This is a genomic window from Amycolatopsis acidicola, from assembly GCF_007713735.2.
Classification (GTDB): domain Bacteria; phylum Actinomycetota; class Actinomycetes; order Mycobacteriales; family Pseudonocardiaceae; genus Amycolatopsis_E; species Amycolatopsis_E acidicola.
This window is the reverse complement of record NZ_VMNW02000011.1, coordinates 132,429-152,437: the sequence shown is the minus strand read 5'-3', so window position 1 is coordinate 152,437 and position 20,009 is coordinate 132,429. Positions and strand designations below refer to the sequence as shown.

Annotated in this window: 14 protein-coding genes; 1 reads left to right on the top strand and 13 read right to left on the bottom strand. The window is 69.4% G+C overall.

Annotated features, from left to right (window positions below; all coding sequences use genetic code 11):
• Positions 1–633: 633 nt before the first annotated feature.
• From FPZ12_RS10830 to FPZ12_RS10775, 12 genes are all read right to left on the bottom strand, one after another.
• Positions 634–1,797, bottom strand: a complete 1,164-nt coding sequence (locus FPZ12_RS10830; RefSeq protein WP_144751909.1) for a glycosyltransferase — start codon at positions 1,795–1,797, stop codon at positions 634–636.
• A complete protein-coding gene (locus FPZ12_RS10825) occupies positions 1,794–2,990 on the bottom strand; it encodes an O-antigen ligase domain-containing protein (protein WP_424923588.1) in 1,197 nt (398 codons plus the stop codon). The genes FPZ12_RS10830 and FPZ12_RS10825 overlap by 4 nt, the downstream gene beginning before the upstream one ends.
• Complete coding sequence (locus FPZ12_RS10820) at positions 2,990–4,501, bottom strand: right-handed parallel beta-helix repeat-containing protein (protein ID WP_144751906.1); 1,512 nt, start codon at positions 4,499–4,501, stop codon at positions 2,990–2,992. The genes FPZ12_RS10825 and FPZ12_RS10820 overlap by 1 nt, the downstream gene beginning before the upstream one ends.
• 8 nt (positions 4,502–4,509) lie before the next feature.
• The gene (locus tag FPZ12_RS10815) at positions 4,510–6,414 is read right to left on the bottom strand and encodes a heparinase II/III family protein (RefSeq protein WP_144751919.1); all 1,905 of its coding nucleotides are present in this window, start codon (positions 6,412–6,414) and stop codon (positions 4,510–4,512) included.
• Positions 6,414–8,582 carry a bi-domain-containing oxidoreductase gene (locus FPZ12_RS10810; RefSeq protein ID WP_144751905.1) on the bottom strand — a complete coding sequence of 723 codons (2,169 nt, stop codon included), beginning with the start codon at positions 8,580–8,582 and terminating at the stop codon, positions 6,414–6,416. The genes FPZ12_RS10815 and FPZ12_RS10810 overlap by 1 nt, the downstream gene beginning before the upstream one ends.
• On the bottom strand, positions 8,579–10,471 hold the full coding sequence (gene asnB, locus FPZ12_RS10805) for an asparagine synthase (glutamine-hydrolyzing) (RefSeq protein WP_144751902.1): 1,893 nt from the start codon (positions 10,469–10,471) through the stop codon (positions 8,579–8,581). The genes FPZ12_RS10810 and asnB overlap by 4 nt, the downstream gene beginning before the upstream one ends.
• 4 nt (positions 10,472–10,475) lie before the next feature.
• Complete coding sequence (locus FPZ12_RS10800) at positions 10,476–11,993, bottom strand: Wzz/FepE/Etk N-terminal domain-containing protein (RefSeq protein ID WP_144751899.1); 1,518 nt, start codon at positions 11,991–11,993, stop codon at positions 10,476–10,478.
• The gene (locus tag FPZ12_RS10795) at positions 11,990–13,324 is read right to left on the bottom strand and encodes an exopolysaccharide biosynthesis protein (RefSeq protein WP_243769782.1); all 1,335 of its coding nucleotides are present in this window, start codon (positions 13,322–13,324) and stop codon (positions 11,990–11,992) included. The genes FPZ12_RS10800 and FPZ12_RS10795 overlap by 4 nt, the downstream gene beginning before the upstream one ends.
• Before the next feature lie 162 nt (positions 13,325–13,486).
• The gene (locus FPZ12_RS10790; protein ID WP_144751896.1) at positions 13,487–14,668 is read right to left on the bottom strand and encodes a glycosyltransferase family 4 protein; all 1,182 of its coding nucleotides are present in this window, start codon (positions 14,666–14,668) and stop codon (positions 13,487–13,489) included.
• Positions 14,658–15,974 (bottom strand): nucleotide sugar dehydrogenase, encoded by a 1,317-nt coding sequence (locus FPZ12_RS10785; protein ID WP_144751893.1) that lies wholly within the window; start codon positions 15,972–15,974, stop codon positions 14,658–14,660. Before FPZ12_RS10785 ends, FPZ12_RS10790 begins: the two co-directional genes overlap by 11 nt.
• 90 nt (positions 15,975–16,064) lie before the next feature.
• Complete coding sequence (locus FPZ12_RS10780) at positions 16,065–16,937, bottom strand: LLM class F420-dependent oxidoreductase (RefSeq protein WP_144751891.1); 873 nt, start codon at positions 16,935–16,937, stop codon at positions 16,065–16,067.
• A 64-nt stretch (positions 16,938–17,001) separates the two neighbouring features.
• Entirely contained in the window at positions 17,002–17,931 is a 930-nt protein-coding gene (locus FPZ12_RS10775; RefSeq protein WP_144751888.1) for a hypothetical protein, read from the bottom strand.
• Between the two features lie 174 nt (positions 17,932–18,105).
• On the opposite strand from FPZ12_RS10775, the gene htpX reads away from it, so the two are divergent.
• Positions 18,106–18,960: a zinc metalloprotease HtpX gene (gene htpX, locus FPZ12_RS10770; RefSeq protein ID WP_144751885.1), complete on the top strand. Its 855-nt coding sequence runs from the start codon at positions 18,106–18,108 to the stop codon at positions 18,958–18,960.
• A gap of 103 nt (positions 18,961–19,063) precedes the next feature.
• On the opposite strand, the gene rfbA is transcribed toward htpX, so the two are convergent.
• Entirely contained in the window at positions 19,064–19,939 is an 876-nt protein-coding gene (rfbA, locus tag FPZ12_RS10765; RefSeq protein WP_144751912.1) for a glucose-1-phosphate thymidylyltransferase RfbA, read from the bottom strand.
• Positions 19,940–20,009: the final 70 nt, after the last annotated feature.

Sequence of the window (20,009 nt, the reverse complement as noted above, 5' to 3'; positions counted from 1 at the left end):
GACGGGAGGGGCCACTCGCCAACAAACCGCGACCACACCAGCGGGGGTGGCCAACTCGCCGACTGGGGGGCGGCCAACACGTCGACCGGGGTGGCCAACTCGTGAACCTGCGGCGCCAGCTCGGGAGCGAGCGGGGCGAGCCCGCTAGTCGGGGGGAGCGAAGTGCGAGGCGCCAACTCGCGGACCGGGGCGGCCAATTCGCCGACGGGGTGGCCAACACATCGACGGGGCGGCCAACTCGCCGACCGGGGTGGCCAACTCGCGAACCTGCGACGCCGACTCGGGAGCGAGCGGGGCGAGCCTGCTGGTCGGGGCGAGCGAACTTGCCAGTGCGAGGCGCCAACCCGCGGACCGGGGCGGCCAATTCGCCGACGGGGGTGGCCAACACATCGACGGGAGTGGCCAACTCGTGAACCTGCGGCGCCAACTCGGGAGCGAGCGGGGCGAGCCTGCCAGCCGGGGCGAGCGAACTCGCCAGTGCGAGGCGCCAACCCGCGGACCGGAGCGGCCAACTCGCCGACGGGAGTGGCCAACTCGCCGACGGGGGCGGCCAACACATCGACCGGGGCGGCCAACTCGCGAACCGGCCGGGCCAACTCGTCAACCGCGGCCCGGCCCGGGCCCCCAAAAACCTCAGCCGATGGCCGCCTCGTAGGCATCTACGAGTCGGTCCAGGCCGATCGCGGGGGTGAAGCCCTTTTCGTACCGGAGGCGGGCCGCTTCGCCCATTTCGTGGTTTCGGGCGGGGGCCACGACTTGGCGCAGGGCGTCCGCGAGTGACGCCGCGTCCTCCGGTTTGTGCAGCACGCCCGAAACCCCGTCCTCGATCAGCTCCGGGAAAGCGCCGTGGGCGGGCGCGACCGCCGGCACGTCCGCGGCCATCGCCTCCACCACGACGAGCCCGAAAGCCTCCAGCCACACCGACGGCGCCACCACGGCAGCCGCCCGCGCGATCAGCTCCTGACACCGCGCCTTGTCCGCCAGCCCGACATACCGCACGTCCGGCCGCGTCGAAGCCCAGCGCTCCACCTCGTCCTGCATCGGACCGGTGCCGGCCAGCAACAGTGGCATCCCGACGTCCAGCCGCTCCCACGCCGACATCAGCAGCCGCACGCCCTTTTCCTCGGTGAGCCGCCCCAGGTACAGGACGTGCTCACCGGGCAATGTGCGTCGCACCAAGGGTTCGGCGACGAAGTTGTGCTTCACGACCATCCGCTCGGCCGGCATCCCGCCCCCGATCAGCACCTGCCGTTGCGCGTCGGAGATGCACAGGAACCTGGAAATCCCCGACCACCAGCGCCGCCGGTTCACCGCCACGTTCACGGCCATCGGCAACGTCGCGACCCGCGAATCCCGGTAGCACCCGTGCCGCACCGCCGGAAACGGCCGCCTGCCAACGCATTCCCCGCACAGATGCCCGTCCCGGTACAGGGTGCCCGGCGGGCAGACCATGCCGTAGTTGTGCAGCGTCGCCACCGCCGGTACGCGCGCGTCGGTGCAGGCCGCGACCACCGAAGGCGACAGCAGCGGGAACGTGTTGTGGATGTGCACGACGTCCGGCCGGTCGCTCCGCAGTACCTCCGCCAGCGCCACCCGCGACGCCGGGTTCCACGGCACCCGCAAGGGCACGGTTGCCTTCTCCAGCAAGGACATCGACGAGATGTCGTCACTGCGCCGCTCGAACGAACGCACCTCGTGGCCCGCGGCGGACAGCAACGCGACTTCCTGGTCCACCACGTTGTTCTCGCCGCTCGGCTGTTCCGACCGGTACCGGTTGTGCACGACGAGCACCTTCACCGCGTGGTCTCCCCTCGGGCCAGCAGCGATCCGGCGACCGCGAGGTGCAGCAGGTACGGCGACGCGTCGCCGAGCCCAGCTTCGGTGTAGGAGGCCGAAATGCAGTACACGATCAGGAAGATCGCGCACGCCCGCTCCAGCGACGGCGGCCGCAGCACCGCGATGGCGACCAGCACGAGCAGGAACGCGGCCACCAGCGCGCAACCGACGAGACCCTGCTCGTGGAACACCGCCAGCCAGCTGTTGTCGATGGGCAGCCCGTCGTAGGACTTGTCCCCGAGGCCGACGCCGAAGAGGTTCTCCCCGACCGAGCGCGGCGCCGACAGCAGCGCGTCCCACACCTTCGCCCGCCCGGTCAAGGTGGAGAAGTTGTCCTCCGACTGGCCGCGCAGGAACCACGCCTGCAGCAGGGAACCCAGCGCCACGGCGGAAAACCCGGCCACGAGCGCGAACCAGGCGAACACCTTGCGCGCCCGCGCGCTGGTCAGCCCCAGCGAAAGCAGCGCCACGAGCAGGCCGATGATCAGCCCGAGCGTCGCCGTCCTGGTGTGGGTCAGCATGAGCAGCGCGACCGCCGGGATCACGATGAACAGCACGCTGCGCCGGTCGGCCCGTTTCCCCAGCCACAACAGCAGCGCCAGCCCCGAGATCACCGCCGCGTACTGGGCGATCTGCGGTGGCGTCAGCGGCCAGATCGCGCCCGAAAGCCGGCCGCCGTAGATCTCCGGCATCGCGTTCCCCGGTGAGACGACCAGGCCGATCGCCACCGACAGCAGCACTATGCCGTAGCCCTTGATGTGGTAGCGGACGAACTGCATCCGCCCGTCCCACCACCGCGTGAGCAGCCACAACGTCGCGATGAACACCGAAAGCCGGAAGCAGCGGAACAACGCGCCGAGCCCGGACTGGAGGTCGAGGCTCGCCAGAATGCTGACCACCAGCAGGAGCGTCAGCAGCGTGAGATACGCGCTCGGCCTGATCCGCAGCCCGAGATTCACCACCAGCGCCAGCACGAACGCCGTGACCAGCGCGCCCATCGTGACCAGCTGGATCACCGAACGCGGGATCGGGATCACGGTCTGCGCGCCGGTCGAGCCCAGCGTGTTCAGGATCAGCAGGCACCACGCCACCGCGACGGCGCGCGGAACCCGTTGCGTCGCACGGATTTCCGGTTCGAGGCGGACGGTGGCCATCAGCCGTTCCCCCTCGCGAACGTGCTGCCCTCGTCCTGCGAGTAGGGCGCGTTCTGCCACTGGTAGGTGTCCAGGATCTGGCTGGCGTCGCCGTACACGAAGGTCCACGGGCCGACGTAGGTGTTGTCGTGCCAGGAGTTGTGCTGGTCCTTCGTGATCTCGTCCTGCACCGTGTCGCCCTTGTACGGGGACCAGTCGGGGTACGTGCCGTAGTTGGACAGCAGGCCCATCCGCCCGCAGCCGACCGAGCAGCCCACCACGCCGGAGTCGAGGGTGAACCGGTTGTCGTGGATGTCCACGTTCTGCGTCTTCCAGCGGCAGTCCGCCAGCAGCGGCGCGGTTTCGATGGCAGGCGCGGAGCACTGGTCCTTGTCCGGCACGAGCAGGGTGCACGAGCCGCTGGAGGTGTTGGCCGGGCTGTTGCAGAACCGGTCCGCGTTCTCCCACAACGTGATCCCGGACCAGTTGTCCTCGAGCACGTTGCCCTCGATGTCGAGCTGCTTGGTGCGCGCCGGGATCCGCGGTTCGCCGCCGGACTCGGAGATGTAGATCGTGGCGACGGGGAAGCTGTCGCCCCGGTCGGCGTAGTCGTGGCCGGTCACCCAGTTGTTGCGGCGGATGGTGTTGTTGCGGATGGTCGCGTTGTAGCTGGCCTCGTACTCGATGGCGGCCCCGTCGTTGTTCTCGATCAGGTTGCCCTCGATGAGGAAGTCGTTGTTGTTCGTGTCGGCCCACAGCCCGATGCCGCGGTTGTCGTGCACCCAGTTCCCGCGCACGTCGGCGCCGTTGACGGCCCAGAACTTGACCCCGCCGGTGCAGCCGCAGCCGGGTTCCTTGCTCTCCCAGTCGTCGGTGTTGTTGCCGGTGATCTCGTTGCCCTCGACCACGAGCCCCGTGAGGGTGCCGTCCTTGTACGCGTTCATCCCGTACTGGCCGTTGTCGCGTAGGCAGTTCCCGCGCACCTGCTGCCGCGCGCCCGCCATCAGCGCCGCGCCGCCGTTGTGCTGCAACGTGTTGTGCTCGATCACCCAGCCGTCGCCGGAGTCGTGGTTGACCACGCCCTCGTCACGTGGGGCGTCGAAACCCTGCACGGTGAGGTGCTGGATCTTCACATCGGAGGCGTGCCCGGTGAAGGCGTACTGGTTGACCTGCTTTCCGTCGAGCACCGCGCCGGGCGCCCCGATGTAGGAGTCGCCGTCCTTGGGCTGCACCTGGGCGTACTTCTCGTCGCCGAGCCGGTGGACGCCGGGCGCGAGCCAGAACGTGGTGCCGGGCGGGCTGTTCCGGGTCTTGGTCACCAGGTCGCCGTCCACGCCGGGGTCGACGGTGACCGCCCCGGCGGGCGCGCTCGACGGCCCGGCCGGCTCCTTGTCGCACACCGCGGCGGCCGAGCTGGCCGACGCCGGGGCGCCCGGATCGGCCGGGGTGTCCGAAGTGGACGACGGACTGCACGCGAGCAGCAGGACGGGCGAAAGCACAGCGAGGAGTGCCAGGACGGAACGAGCGCGCACGAGGACTCCTAGCCGTGGAACCGCAGGATGGTGGTGAAGGAGCCGCCGAACCCGCTGCCGACCAGGGTCACCGCGGGCTCTTTGCGGCCGAAGCCGGGGGAGTACCAGCCCAGCGGCGGCTCGGTCTCGCCGCGGTGCGCCGTCCACGTCAGCTCCGGCGGGAGTTCCAGCACCGCCGAGCCGTCGTGCCAGGTGAGCTTGCCCGAGGCGCCGTCGAGCTGCACGTCGACCGCGGGCCCGAAGTGGAACGCGAGCCTGGCCCGGTGCCTTCGCCTGCTGATGATCTCGTCGGAGATCCGCAGTTCCTGCTCGGCGAGCTGGACCCAGCGCCGGTGGATCGCGGGCCCGTACCCGTCGTGCTCGGCCGACCAGCTCTCCGGGCCTTGCGTGAGCACCCGGCTGCGCGCCTGTTTGGTCCACATGAACGGGCCGCCGGTGCTCGACTGGTCGTGGTCGTCGAGCTGGATCGTGTTGTGCCCCAAGGTGGAGCGGAAGTACGAACGCCATTCCGGCTGGCCGTGGTAGCAGAACGTGCCGGGGTCGGCGAGGATGTCGACGCCGTTGTGCCGCACCTCCACCGACAGCGCGTCGGCGTGGGCGTGCGCGGCGATGGACAGGAACCCGTGCGGCCCGCCGTCGCAGCGGCACCAGATCCCGCCGTCGCGCAGGATGGTCAGCCCGGCGTCCGCGAAGTGGTTCGGCCGTTTCTCCGGGCGGGTGGCGCTCGGCAGTGGGCCGCCCGTGAGCGCGGCGAACAGGTGGGTGCGGACGTCGTCGGCCGGCGCCGCGGGCCACCACTCCAGCCGTCCGAACAGCTTTTCCCCGGTGGCCAGCAGGGAAGCCCAGCGGTCGCAGTCGCCGTCGACGATCAGGCCGTACCCGTCGTCGGCGTCGCCCTGGCGCGGCGGGCGCAGTTTGTCGTCCACAATGGACGCCAGCGCGTCGGTCATCCGGAGCAGGACCAGCCAGGTGGACTCGGGCACGGCCGTGCCAGCGGCCTCGGCTTCGAGCGCCGCCGCGAGCCCCAGCTCCAGCACCAGTCCGTGGTACTCGGTCGCCAGCTCGCGGTTGAGCCCCGAGTCGAAGGTGTTGCGCTGCAGGTGTTCGTCGAGCGAACGGAGGGCCTGCGAACGCCACAGCGCGGACTCCGGGAACCACGGGAACGCGCACGAGGCCGCGAGCTGCCCGGCGGCTTCGGCGATGACGTGGTTGTTCGCCGAGGAGCCGCGGCTGGGGAACGCCGCGAGCCAGCGCTGGTGGTGCCAGATCTGGTGCAGCGCCTCGGGATTGTCTTCGAACAGCCCCGGCGCGCCGGACCAGCCGTCCAGCAGCCGCCGCGCCCACACCCACGACAGCAGCCGGATGCCCAGCTCGATCCCGCTGATCCAGTGCACCCCGCGCATCGTCGGATTGGCCGACCACCACGACTTGAGGTGGTCGGCGACCCGCTCGGCGTAGAGTTCCTCGCCCGTGAGCGCGTACGCGGCGGCGAGCACTGTCAGGTGCTGATGCCGTGAGGGCTCCCAGATCTGCTTGATGTCGCCGACGGTGTCCTCGTTGCGGTACGCGATGTCGAAGGCGAACGTGTCGGTCGGGGCCTGCAACCCCGTCTTCGGGTCGTACGACCAGTCGGGGCTCACCAGGTCGTCGCGGACCACGCCGAAGTACTCGGCGTGGCCGTCCATCAGCTCGTCCGCCGTCGCGATGACACGCGCTTTCGCGCTCTGCGGAACGGTTTCCAGCGCGTCGGCGCCGAGCACCGTGGTGAACCGCCGCTGCGCCAGCCACGCCGCTTCGCTCGGGGTCTCGGCGAAGCGGCGCCACCGGCGTTTGCGCGCCGCGTCCCCGAAGCGGCCGCTCACCTCCTTGAGGTCCATCCGCCGCAGCCGACGCAGGTACCAGGCCGGACTCATCATGAGGGCACCTCGATTCGCACCGCCGCACCCGTGGCCAGGCTGGTGCCTGCCGCGAGCGTGGCCAGCGTGGTGGACACCAGCGAGCCGAGCGGGACCGGCATCGGACCGCCGGACGCGACGGCCTCGACGAACGCCGCGACCTCCGCCTGCTGGCCCTTGTCGCGGCCCTTCGGGATCCGCGGGCTGGACCACTTCTTGCGCGCGAACACCGACGTGCGCAGGAAGTCGTCGAACTTGAGCACCTTGCCGTCGGCCAGCACGTCCAGGGTTTCCTTCTGGAACCCGGTGGAGCCGCTGGTGGCGTAGCTGATCGTGGCCGTCGAGCCGTCCGGGTAGCGCAGGAGCACCTGCAGGTCGGCCTGGTTCGGGGTGGCGCAGGCGTAGACCGACGCCGGGTCGGCGCCGAGCAGCCAGCTCACCGTGTCGATGAAATGCCCGCCCTCACCGGCGAAGCGGGTGCCCTCGGTGCCCGCCTGGTTGTACCAGCTGCCCTGTTCGAGCCTGCCGGCGTTGACCAGGTAGCGCACCGAAGCCGGGCCGACCCGCCTGCCGAACTGCTGCTTCGCCTCGTTGAGCAGCGGCGCGAACCGGCGGTTGAAGCCCACCTGCAGCCGGTCGTTGCCGGATTCCTCGACCGCCGCGAGGATCTTGCCGACCTCGTCCTCGGACAACGCGAGCGGCTTCTCGACGAACACGGCCTTGCCCGCCAGCAACGCGCGCCGCGTCAGCTCGGCGTGTGAACTGTGCCGCGTGACAACGAAAACGGCGTCGATCCTGTCGTCGGACAGCAGCGCGTCGACGTCGGTGGAGGCCTGCGCGAAGTCGAACTTGCGCTTGGCGTTGGCACCGGAGAGCGCCGAGGTGGTGGCGACCGTGTGCAGCAGGACATCCTCGCGCTCGGCGAGATGCGGCAGCAGCATCGAGGAGGCGTAGTTCCCCGCGCCGATGAACCCGACTCGCACCTGCCCCATCCGCCGCGACGTGCGGGCGGGCGACGGAACGGGAGCGGACGCGAGCACGGGCTCGGCGGGCGTGGCCTTTTCGCTGGGGTAGCGGAAAAGCACGGTCACGGCCTTCAGCTCGCCGTCGTTGAGCCGCTGATAGGTCTCGACCGCCGTGGAGAAGTCCGCGATGTGCGAGATCAGCGGCGCCACGTCGATCTTGCGGCGGGCGGCGAGGTCGAGGAAACATTCGAGGTTGCGGCGCTCGGTCCAGCGCACGTAGCCGATCGGGTAGTCGCGCCCGTCCAGCTCGTACGACGGGTCGTACCGGCCCGGCCCGTACGAACGGGAGAACCGGACGTCGAGTTCCTTTTCGTAGTACGCGTTCCACGGCAGGTCCAGCCGGCATTTGCCGATGTCGATCACCCGGCCGCGGTCCCGCGCGAGCCTCGCCGCCAGTTCCACCGGCTCGTTCGTGCTGCCGCCCGCCGCCAGGTACACCTGGTCGACGCCGTGGCCGCCGGTCAGCTCCGCGACGGCGTTGTCCACGACGTCGGAACCCGGGGCACCGCAAGCGATCGCACCCAGCTGTTCGGCCAGCTCACAGCGTGCGGCGGCCGGATCGACGCCGATCACCCGTGCCCCGGACGCCGTCAGCAGCTGCACGACGAGCTGCCCGATCAGCCCGAGCCCGACCACCAGCGCGACCTCGCCCAGCTGCGGTTCGCCCTGCCGCACGCCCTGCAAGGCGATCGAGCCGACGGTGCCGAACGCCGCGTGGCTCGGCGCGAGCCCGGCAGGCACCTTGGCGTACAGGTTCTTCGGTACCCAGTTCAGCTCCGAGTGCAGCGCGTGCTCGTTGCCAGCGCAGGCCACGAGATCGCCGACCGCCACGTCCTCGATCCCGGCGCCGACCTCCTCGACGACCCCGCACAGCGAATAGCCCAGCGGCGTATAGGAGTCCAGCTTGTTGATCACCTTGCGGTAGGTGGCGGTGAGCCCGTTGGCCGCCACGCTCTGCATGACCTTCGCGACCTGGTCCGGGCGTGAGCGCGCCTTGCCGACCATGGACATCCCGGCCTCGGAGACCTTCATCAGCTCGGTGCCGGTGGAGATCAGCGAGAACGCCGTCCGTACGAGCACACCTCCCGGCTTGCACGCCGGAGCCGGGACGTCGAGGAGCGCCAGCTCCCCGCTCTTGTAGTTCTGCACTACCTGCTTCACGACGCTCCTTGGGAAGTTGCGCTCCGGTACCAGTACTCGAGGGTCAACACGTGCCAGAGGTGCTTGGACCGGTCCTGCTGGCCGGAAGCGTCTTCGTCGACCAGACGCTGCAAGGCCTCCTGCCGCAGGAAGCCGGATTTGACGAGCACCCCGTCGTGCACCACTTCGCGCATCAGTGGCGCCAGGTCGCGGCTCATCCACGCCCGCAGCGGGGCGCTGAACAGGCCCTTCGGCCGGTACACGATCTCCTTCGGCAGGATCCCGGTCGCCGCTTCCTTCAGCGCCGCTTTCCCTTGCCGCTTCACGATCTTCCGGTTGCCCGGGATGGCGAACGCGGCCTTGACCACCTCCACGTCCACGAACGGCGTCCGCACCTCGGTGGACGCCGCCATGCTGGAGCGGTCGGTGTACGCCAGGTTCAGCCCCGGCAGGAACAACCGCGCGTCGGCGAGGCACATCCGGTTCACGAAGTCGTTCAGCCGGTTGTCGTGGTAGGTGTCGGCGTGCTCGGTGAGCACGTCGTCGACCACGCCGGCCAGGTCGGGATTGAGCAGCCCGGCCAGCTCCGCCCGGTCGTACATCGTGTAGCTGCGCCGGAAAGCCGTCTCCTCCGGGAGCTCGGCGAAGGAGAGGAACCGCTTCGCGAACCGGACGGAACGGTAGCCGCGCTTGGCCGTGGCCACCGGCAGTCTGTCCACAACGGACTCGACGGGACGCCGCAGCGCGCCGGGCACCTTCTGATAGCGCAGCGCGATCAGGTTCGCCAGGTGCTTGCGGTATCCGGCGAACAGCTCGTCCGCGCCCATCCCGGACAGCATCACCTTCACCCCGGCGTCGCGCGCCGCGGTGCAGATCAGGAAGGTGTTGATCGCCGCCGGGTCGCCGATCGGCTCGTCCAGGTGGTAGGTCATGCGCGGCAACAGGTCCAGCACCCGCGGTGCGATCTCGATCTCGTGCAGGTCCACGCCGAACTGCCGCGCCACCTGCCGGGCGTAGCGCAGATCGTCTGGCATCGCCTCGAACTTCGCGTCCTCGGCGCGGAAACCGATGGTGTAGGCGGAGATCCCTGGCTGGTGCCGCGCGGCGAGCGCGGTCAGGTAGCTCGAGTCGAGCCCGCCGGAGAGGAACGTGGCCACCGGCACGTCGGAGAGCAGGTGCTTGCGCGTGGAATCCTCGATCACGGCGTGCAGATCGGGCATCGGCGCGTGCTGCGCCTCCTCCGCGACCTCCTTGAGCGACCAGAACCGGCCGCGTTCCACCTGCCCGTCACGGCGGCAGCGCAGCCATGTGCCCGGCGCGAGCTTCTCGGCCTCGCGGAAGGCGCAGCGCTGGTCGGGAACCCAGTAGTACAGCAGCGAAGCGATCATCGCGGCTTCGTCGACGTGCAGGGACCCGCCCAGCTCGTTCGCCAGCGCCTTGAGCTCCGACGCGAACACCAGGCCCCCGCCGCGCTGGACGAAGAACAGGGGTTTGATGCCCAGCTGGTCGCGCACCAGCACCAGGTCGCCGGTGCGCTCGTCGTAAACCGCGAAGGCGAACATGCCGCGCAGCCGCGGCAGGCTGTCGGTACCCCAGCGGCGCCAGGCCTCCAGCACCACCTCGGTGTCCGACGTGCCCCGGAAGCGCACGCCCACCGACTCCAGCTCCGCCCGCAGCTCCGGCATGTTGTACAGCTCGCCGTTGTAGACCATGGCCAGCCCGTCGATCACCATCGGCTGGTCGCCGGTCTCGGACAGGTCGATGATCGACAGCCTGCGGTGTCCCAAGTGGACGTCGCCGTGGTCGTACCGGCCCTCGCCGTCCGGCCCGCGGTGGGCCAGCGTCTTGGTCAGCCGGTCGGTCAACGGCCCGCCGTCCGGCCAGCGGAAGGCACCCGCGATTCCGCACATGGGCTCAGTCCTCTCGCGATCCGACCGGCGCGAACCGTTTGGTGGGCAGTTCGTCCGCGTGCGGGGCGTTCCTGCCGTTGGGCCTGGCCGGTGAGTCGGCGCGGTCGGCGCGGCCGCGCAGCGCCAGGTGGAGCCCGTCCCAGAGCGTGCCGTCCGTGCGGTCCTTGGGATCCGGGTCGACCAGCACGACGCCGATGACCAGGATCTGGCAGTCGGCCAGCTGCCGCGCCACGGTGTGCAGCCACGCCGTGCTGGCGTAACCGGCGCGCACCACCAGCACGGTCTCCTGGCCCAGGTAGCCGAGGTCGGTCCAGGCCGTGCCCGGGATGACCGACCCGACCCCGAGCCGGCGCTGGCCCGCCTGGACCGGCACGTCGGTGTTGGCGGAGTCGACGATCTGAATCGCCTTGCCGGCTTCGGCCGCCGGCTTGGCCAGATCCTGCTCCGGCAGGTTGTCGATGACGAGGACCGGACCGCCGTAGGACAGCTCCGCGGCGATGTCGACGGCCAGCCCCGCGGTGACCTTCGGTGCCCCGAGATCCAGCAGCGACACCGGTTCGTCGTCGGTGCGGATCGCCCGCACCAGCGTGGCGGCGACCCGTTTCTGCTGCGCGGGGAGACGGGATCGCAGGAACCGCGCCAGCCCACGCCGTTTCGACGGCAGCTGCGCGATGACCGATGCCCCGAGGTTCTCGGCGATTTCCCGGCGCAGCACCGGCTTGTCCCGCACCAGCGCCGTCACCGCGGCGAGCGCCAGCCCGATCGCGAGGCCCAGCACCAGCCCGATCCCGCCGTCGGTGGCCGCCGTCTTGAGGAACGAATGCGGGGTGATCCGAGGTGCGTCCACGATCTGCGTGCCCGCCGCGATCTGCGGGGCGCCGATCCCGGCCTGCTGCGCCTGCGCCGAGAAGTCCGACACCTTCGAGCTGAGGTCCGCGCGCCTGCCGTACAGCGTTTCCAGCGTGGTCGCGTTCGCCTTGCTGCCGCGCGCGGTTTCGGCCGCGATCTGCTTGTCCACGTCGGCGAGCTCGGCCTGCGCCTGGTCACGCTGGTTGATCAGCGCCTGCGATTCGGCCTGCGCCGCGGCCTGGTCGCGGGCCACGTGGTCGGCGATGAACGCGTCACCCAGCGCCTTCGCGCGGGCGATGGCGTCCTCGTTGCTGCTGCCCTTGACGGTGATCTGCAGGACGTTGTTGGTCAGCCCGAGCCCGGTGTAGTCCTTCAGGAAATCCTCGGGCTTGTCGGTGCTGTGCACCGCTTTCAGTGCGGCGTCCGCGATCTTCGTCGTCTGCAGCACGGCCACGTCGGTGCGCATCAGCGTGCCACTGTCGGTCGGGGAGTCGTCCTGGTGGATCACCAGCAGCTTCGTCACCGCCGTCGGCGGGGAAGGCAGCACCACGGCGAGCGCGGCGCCCAAGATCAGGCCGATCAGGCCGGCGGTCAGCCACAGCCGGCGCCTTCGCCGGACGGCCACCACCAGTCGGTGCAGATCCACCAGCGGCGGAGAGGAGTTGGTCGTCACGCTGAACCTGCCATCGCGTCACGGTCGGAACCGACCTCGGGCTTTTCGGTGGTAGGGGACTGGTCGCGCACGGGCTGGGTCAGCAACACCCCGAGCACCTCGTGGCCGGCGTCGGCACACGCCTCGGCGATGCCGACCAGCTCCCACGCGGTGCGGCTGCCGACCGTGACCAGCACGAGCACGCCGGTCAGGCTGGAGTCCTCGGTGACCGTCGGCCGGACCGGGGAAATGTCGTTGACACGCAAGGAAGTCCGGCCTTCCGCGGCCGCCGCGAGCTGCGTGGCGGCGCGGTGCGCGGGCGCGTCGTCCTCGGGCACGAGGACGAGGATCCGGCGTCCCGGCGCGCCGATCTTCGAGAGCGCGCGCCGGTAGCGGGATTCGCGGTTCCGGCCGTCCGCGGACACCGACAGCGCCGGCAGATCCCACGGCCGGTCCGCCCGCAGCAGCCGGCTCAACCGGGTCCGCAGCCCCCTCCCGGCTTCCGGCCGCTGATCGGGGATGTCGACGGTGGCCACGACCCGTGAGCCGAGCGCGGCCCCGATCTCGGTCTCGTCCCGCAGCCGCTTGTCCGCGCGGGCCCGGAACAGGTGGGCGAACACCCCGATCAGGAAGAACAGCAGCGCGCCACCGCCGACGAGCTGGGGCAGCGTCGGCGCGGCCGCGCCGGTCGGCAGCTCGGCCGAACCCAGCACCACCATGTTCGCCGTGCTGGTCGCCGCGTCCGCCTGGTTCAGGTTGTTGATCGCCTGCTCCAGCGAAGTGCGCAGGGCCTCGATCTCGGTGCGGGCCTGCACGCTCTCCACGGTCAGCCCGCCGTCGATGTTCTTGGCCATGTCGGCGAGCCGCTGGTTGGTCAGCGCGACCTGCTGCCGCAACGCCTCCCGCTGCTCCTGCTGCACCTGTGCGGCCGCGTCGGTGCTGCTGGAGACCAGCTGGCTGGAGTAGCGCACGAACTCCGCCGCGACCTTGTCCGCCAGCTGCTGGGCGTGTTCCGCGGTGTCGGCGGAAGCGGTGATGGTGACGACGTTGCCGTTGGCCACCGAGGAGGTCACGTCGTCCTTGAGGTCGGCGCCGGTGGTCTGCCAGGACAGCTGGCCCGCGGCCCTGTCCAGCACCACGGAGCTGGTCGCGACCTGCGCCTCGGTGAGCAGCTCGTCCGCCTGACGCGGGCCTTGCAGCAGCACGCTCGAATCGGTCTGGTAGCCGGGCGAAAACACCAGCGACGCGCCGGCCCCCACGAGCGCGCCCAGCACCGCGAGCGCGACCAGCAGCCGCCACCGTCTCCGGATGACCTGCCCGATCGTCGACAGGCGGATCGTTTCGTCACTCACCGCGGGATGCTCCCCTCGAAAAATGCCGCATCGGGCGGATGGGCTTTCACCAACCCCGTCGCGTCGATTACCGCGTTGGTTACAACACGGCCGCCGTCTTGTTCAAACCGCGACCGTTGGTCGTTCACGAATGCCCGGCGACGGGAAGAAAAGCCCGAACGTTCACCCCAGTGCGGTGGTGTACGCGGAAAGCAGTGCCTTCGCGGAATTGCGCCAGGCAAGAGGACCTTCGACTCTTGACTGACCGAGCAGGCCCATCTTCGCGCGCCGTTCCGGATCATCCATCAGCTCCGCGACCAGCTTCGCGAACGCCGAAACATCGTTGGCAGGTGCGTAAAGCGCGGCCTCGCCCGCGGAGACCCTCGCCTCCCGCAGCTCGAACGAGACGATCGGCTTCGCCATCGCCATGTATTCCATGATCTTGTTCATCGTCGAAACGTCGTTCAGCGGATTCAGCGGGTCCGGCGACAGGCATACGTCCGCCGTCGACAGGTAACGCACGAGATCCTCGTCCGGAATACGGCCGGTGAATTCGACGAGTCCGGCGAGATCCAGTTTCCGGGACAGTTCCACCATTTGGTCGAAGGTGTCACCCGAACCGACGAACACCGCGTGCCAGTCCGTGCGCCCTTGCTCGTCGCGAAGCGCGGCCAACGCACGCAGGGCGTAGTCCACGCCGTCCTGCGGGCCCATCACGCCGAGGTAGCAGAGCAGATGTTCCTTGCCCTGCTTGAGTTCCGGCTCCGGTGGCACCTGCTGAAAGCGCTCCACCGCGGGCGCGCTGCGCACCACGAACACGTCCTCCGGACGTTTCCCGCCCCGCGTCAGCGCGATGTCGCGGTAGCTCTCGTTGGTCGCGATCACGACGTCGGCGGTCTTGTACGTGGCCCGCTCCGCGGCGCAGACGGCCTGGTAGAGCAGGTCCTTGCCGCGGTCGAAGCGCGACAGGTACAGCTCCGGCACCAGGTCGTGCTGGTCGAAGACGAACTTCGTGCCGCGCCGCTTCAGCATCCGCGCGACGAGGAACAGCAGGTCCGGCGGGTTGCACGCGTGGACGACGTCGAAGTGCCCGAGGCGCCGCGCGAGCTGCCACGTGTGCCACAACGCCGAGCCGTACTCCTGCAGGTAGCCGGCGGGCCCGCCGGTCGCGGCGCGCAGCGGGTAGCGGTGGATGTGCACCCCGTCCATGACGACTTCGGGCTCGGTGTCCCGCTTCGTCCCTTGTGGACAGATGACGTGCACCTCCCAGCCCGCGTCCCGCAGCGTGGTGCACTCCTGCCACACCCGCCGGTCGAACGGCACGGACAGGTTCTCGACCAGGATCAGCGCTCTTTTACCAGGCAAGGCCAACGTATCCCTGTTCGGTCCGGCGCGCCTCGGCGCCGGGGATGCGGACGAGGTCGATCAGGATGTGCTCGCCGCCGTGCGGCAGCGCCTCCAGCACGGCCGGGTCGGTGCAGCCGAGCAGGCACACGTCGGCGTGGTCGAGCACCTCCTCGACCGAACCGGCGAGCAGCTGCCCGAGGTGTGGCAGCCTGCTCTCGATGTACTCGCGGTTCGCGCCCATCAACCGGGACAGGCTCACGTTCGCGTCGTAGATCTTGAGGTCGTAACCCTTGCCCAGCAAGCGTTCCGCGAGTTCCACCAGCGGGCTCTCGCGCAGGTCGTCGGTGCCGGGTTTGAACGAAAGCCCGAACAGGCCGATCTTGCGCTTGCCGGTGCGCGCCACCAGTTCGAAGGCCCGGCGCAGGTGTTCTTCGTTGCTGGGCAGCACGTGCGCGAGGATCGGCACCGTGACGTCCGCGCGGTGCGCGGCGTGCACCAGCCCGCGCAGGTCCTTGGGCAGGCACGAACCGCCGAACGCGAACCCGGGCCGCAGGTAGGCCGGGCTGATGTTGAGCTTGCGGTCGGCGAGGAACACGTCCATCACCCGGTGCGAGTCCAGCCCGAGCGCCCGGCAGATCGCGCCGAGTTCGTTGGCGAAGCCGATCTTCAAGCCGTGGAAGGCATTGTCGGCGTACTTGGCCATTTCGGCGACCGGGATCGGCACCCGGAACACGTCGCCGGGGAGACCCTCGTACAGCGCGGCGACCTGGTCACCACTGGCCTCGTCGATCTCGCCGATCACGGTCTTCGGTGGCGCGTAGAAGTCCCGCACGCTGGTGCCTTCGCGCAGGAACTCCGGGTTCACGGCGACCCCGAAGTCCACGCCGGCGGTCTTGCCCGACGCCTTTTCCAGTATCGGCACGAGCAGTTCCAGGCACGTGCCGGGCAGCATCGTGCTGCGGAAAACCACGGTGTGCCGGTGGTTCTTGGTGGCCAGCGCCGCGCCGATCTCCTCGGTCACGCGCTCCAGGTAGGTGGTGGACAGGCTGCCGTTGGGCTCCGAGGGCGTGCCGACGCACACCAGCGAGATCTCGCTGTGCGCGATCGCGTCCGCCACGTCGCCGGTGGCCCGCAACGCACCGCTGCGCACCACTTCCGCGGTCAGTTCGCCGATGCGCTCTTCGACCACCGGCGCCTTGCCGGACCGCACCAGGCCGACCTTGATGGGATTGACGTCGACCCCGATGACCTCGTGCCCGTTTCCGGCGAGGCAGGCGGCGGATACACAACCCACGTAGCCGAGCCCGAAGACGCTGATCTTCATGAAAAAACTCCCGCCGCATCCGACTGCCTCATGGGTCGGACTCGGCGGGAGTCTCGTTACAGGTGAATATTTGCCGCCAAACGGCGGATATCAGTAATTCGCCGCCTCCGGAATGATGTCGCGAGCGAAGACGTCGATCAGCTTCAGGTCCGGGATCCCGGGCAGCATCCCGATCACGCCGTCCACCCCGAGCCCGGCCAGCCTGCGCAGCTCGGCCTTCAGCTCGTCCGCCTTCTCGCCGTTCTTGCCGATGTCGAGAATGTGGTAGACGGTTTTGTTGATCTCGCCGTAATCGCGGCCCTCGGTTTCGCAGTGCTGTTTCAGCACGCTGAGTTTGTGCTCGAGTTCCGGGCCGTTGAAAATGTTGCAGGCGTCGCCGTACTTCGCGACGAAGCGCAGCGTCTTCTTTTCGCCGGAGCCACCGATCATGATCGGCGGATGCGGTTTCGTCAGCGCCTGCGGTACGTTCATCAGCCGCTCCGCGACGATGTAGTCACCCTCGAACGGGCCGTCGTCGTCGGAGAACATCTGCCGCACGTAGCGCAGCGCCTCCTCCAGCATTTCGAACCGTTCTTTGGTGCTGGGGAAGGGAAAACCGAGCCCGCGCGACTCCTCCTCGTTCCAGCCGGCGCCGATCCCGAGTATGGCGCGGCCGCCGGAGAGCACGTCCAGCGTGGTGAGCGCCTTGGCGAGCACGCCGGGCTGCCGGTAGATCACACCGGTGATCACGGTCAGCAGTTTGACCCGTTCCGTATGCGCGGCGAGGTAGCCGAGCGTGGTGTACGCCTCGAGCATGTCGTTCTCGACCGGGCCCACCCCGCCGATCTGGAAGAAGTGGTCCATCACCGCGAGGTATTCGAAGCCGGCCTCGTCCGCCGCCTTCGCGACGTCGCCGAGTTCCTTGCCCAGCTTCGCCGGCCCGTTCGGCCAGGTGAAGTCGGGGATCTGCAGTCCGAGTTGCATGGATACCCTCTGCGTCCGCTTGTCGGTCCTTTTTTCCGAAGCTATACCCGGAGTTGCTCCAGGATCAGAATCCGTCGATGACGTGAACCTGATCGTGCACCGGATCCGTGACGTAAACGGTGCCGGTGCGCTGGTCCACCGCGACCCCGCCGGGATTGATCCCGAGCGAGAGTTCACCGCTGGTTTTCCCGCCGGAGCCGTCGATCCGCACGATCCCGTCCGGCCCGCCGTTGGCGTACACGGTGTTGTCGGACTGGCGGACGGCGACGGCCGAAGCCTCGCTGCGCAACAGGATCGTGGTGCGTTCGGTGCGCGTGGCGCAGTCGACGACGGACAGGTGATGGATCCCCGAGTTGGCCACGTACAGGGTGTTGCTCGCCGTGTGCAGCGCCAAACCCGTCGGCGCCTGCCCGACCGGGATGCTCGCCACGAAGTCGCCGGCGGCGAGGTCGAGCACCTCGACACTGTTGCCGTCGATGTTGGTCAGGTACGCCAGCTGCCGCCCGGCGTCCACGCGCACCCCGCCGAACCCCTGGCCCGGCCCGCTCAGCAGGGCGTCGAGCACGCTGCCGATGGTGTCGACCACGCCGACCGAACCCGTCCGGCCGCTGCCGACGTACACCTTGTTGTCGTCCGAAGCGACGTCCAGCACCGCGGCCCCGACCCCGGACGGCACGACGCTCTGCAGCGCGCCGGCGGCGTCGAGGACCGTGACCGTGCCCGCGAGCAGGTTCGCGACGTACACCCGGCCGGTGCTCTCGTCGATCGCGAGATCGCCGGGCGTGCCGCCGACGTGCACCGGGTCGCGGCCCAGCACCGTGATCGAACCGTCGCCGTTCGCCACGTAGACGGCCCCGGTGACGGAATTCACCGCCACCGCGGACGGCCCGCGCCCGGTCGGCATCGTGCGTGCCTTCGGCGCGGCCGCGGCAGGCGCCACGGTGAGCGCGCCGAGCCCCGCTACCAGGGCGAACAGTGCACGACGTGCGAGCATGCCGCACCCCCTCCCGCGCGGTTCCCCACCCGTGCGTTGAACAACTTGTGAAACTTTAACTCCGTTGTGGACTGGATGACGCGTCGAAGAGCGCCGTGCCGCACAATCGGTGGTGGAACTTTCACGTCCGCTTCGCGCGTTTGTCGGGTGAGTGCGAAAGGGAGGCGCGAACCAGTGCACACGCATCAGAACGGGCTGAAGACCGCGCTGCTGCTCGGCCTGATGAGTGCCATCATCATCGGGATCAGCTCGCTGTTCGGGCGGACCGCGTTGTTCATCGGTCTCGCCCTCGCGCTTGGCATGAACGCCTACGCGTACTTCAATTCGGACAAACTGGCGCTGCGCGCGATGCGGGCGCGGCCGGTGTCCGAGGCCGAGCAGCCCGCGATGTACCGGATCGTGCGCGAGCTGGCCACGTCCGCGCGGCAGCCGATGCCGTCGCTGTACGTGAGCCCGACGGCCGCGCCGAACGCCTTCGCCACCGGCCGCAACCCGCGGCACGCGGCGGTCTGCTGCACCACCGGCATCCTGGAGCTGCTCACCGAGCGCGAGCTGCGCGCGGTGCTCGGGCACGAACTGTCCCATGTGTACAACCGGGACATCCTCATCTCGTGCGTGGCCGGCGCGCTCGCCAGCATGATCAGCGTGCTGGCCAACCTGGCGCTGTTCTTCGGCGGCGGCAACCGTGAGAACGGCAACCCGCTGGTCGCCCTGCTGCTCGTGCTGGTCGGCCCGATCGCCGCCGCCGTGATCCGGATGGCGGTCAGCCGTTCGCGTGAGTACCAGGCTGATGCTTCAGGCGCCAGGCTGACCGGCGACCCGCTGGCGCTGGCCTCGGCCCTGCACAAACTGGAGACCGGCACGCGCCGCACGCCGCTGGTGCCGGAGCCGCAGCTGGTCTCGCAGTCGCACCTGATGATCGCCAACCCGTTCAAGCCGGGCGAGTCGTTCTCGAAGCTGTTCTCCACGCACCCGCCGATCGCGGACCGGATCGCCCGCCTCGAGGAGATGGCGCGCCGGGGCTACTGACCCCCCTGCATATTGGCCGCCCCCGTCGGCATGTTGGCCGCTCCCGTTGGTGTGTTGGCCCGTGGCGTCGATGTGTTGGCCCTCGGCGTCTTGGCCGACCCGCCTAAGCCCCAGCGGCCTTGGCCACCGCGACCACGTAGTCCCCGTACCCGGACTTCGAAATCTTCTGCCCCAGCGCGAGGCATTCGTCCGGCGTGATGAAGCCCATCCGCAGCGCGACCTCCTCCAGGCAGGCGATCCGCACCCCGGTCCGGTGTTCGAGCACCTGCACGAACTGCCCGGCCTCCAGCAGCGAGTCGTGTGTGCCGGTGTCGAGCCAGGCGAACCCGCGGCCGAGATCGACCAGCTTCGCCCGCCCCTGGCGCAGGTACGTCATGTTGATGTCGGTGATCTCCAGCTCGCCCCGCGGCGAGGGCTCAAGCGCGCGGGCGAGCCCCACCACGTCGTTGTCGTAGAAGTACAGCCCGGTGATCGCCTTGTTGGACTTGGGTTTCGCGGGCTTCTCCTCGATCGACACCAGCCTGCCCTCGGCGTCGGTCTCGCCGACGCCGTAGCGCTGCGCGTCCTTCACGGGGTACCCGAACAACACGCATCCGTCCAAAGAGGACACCTCGCGCTGCATTCGGCCGGAGAAACCCTGCCCGTAGAAGATGTTGTCGCCGAGTACGAGCGCGACGTCGTCGTTGCCGATGAAGTCCGCGCCGATCACGAACGCCTCGGCGAGGCCGTTGGGGCTCGGCTGCTCGGCATAGCCGATGTCGAGCCCGAACTGGTCGCCGCTGCCGAGCAGCCGCTGGAAGTTCGGCAGGTCGGCTGGGGTGGAGATGACCAGGATCTCCCGGATCCCGGCGAGCATGAGCACCGAGATGGGGTAGTAGATCATCGGCTTGTCGTAGACGGGCAGCAGCTGCTTGGACACCGCCTGCGTGATCGGGTGCAGCCGGGTGCCGCTGCCGCCCGCCAGCACGATGCCCTTCATCCCCAGAGCTCCCCTCATCAGGTTCATCCGTCCGGGCCCACCCTAGCGGCCATATTTACATACATACAGT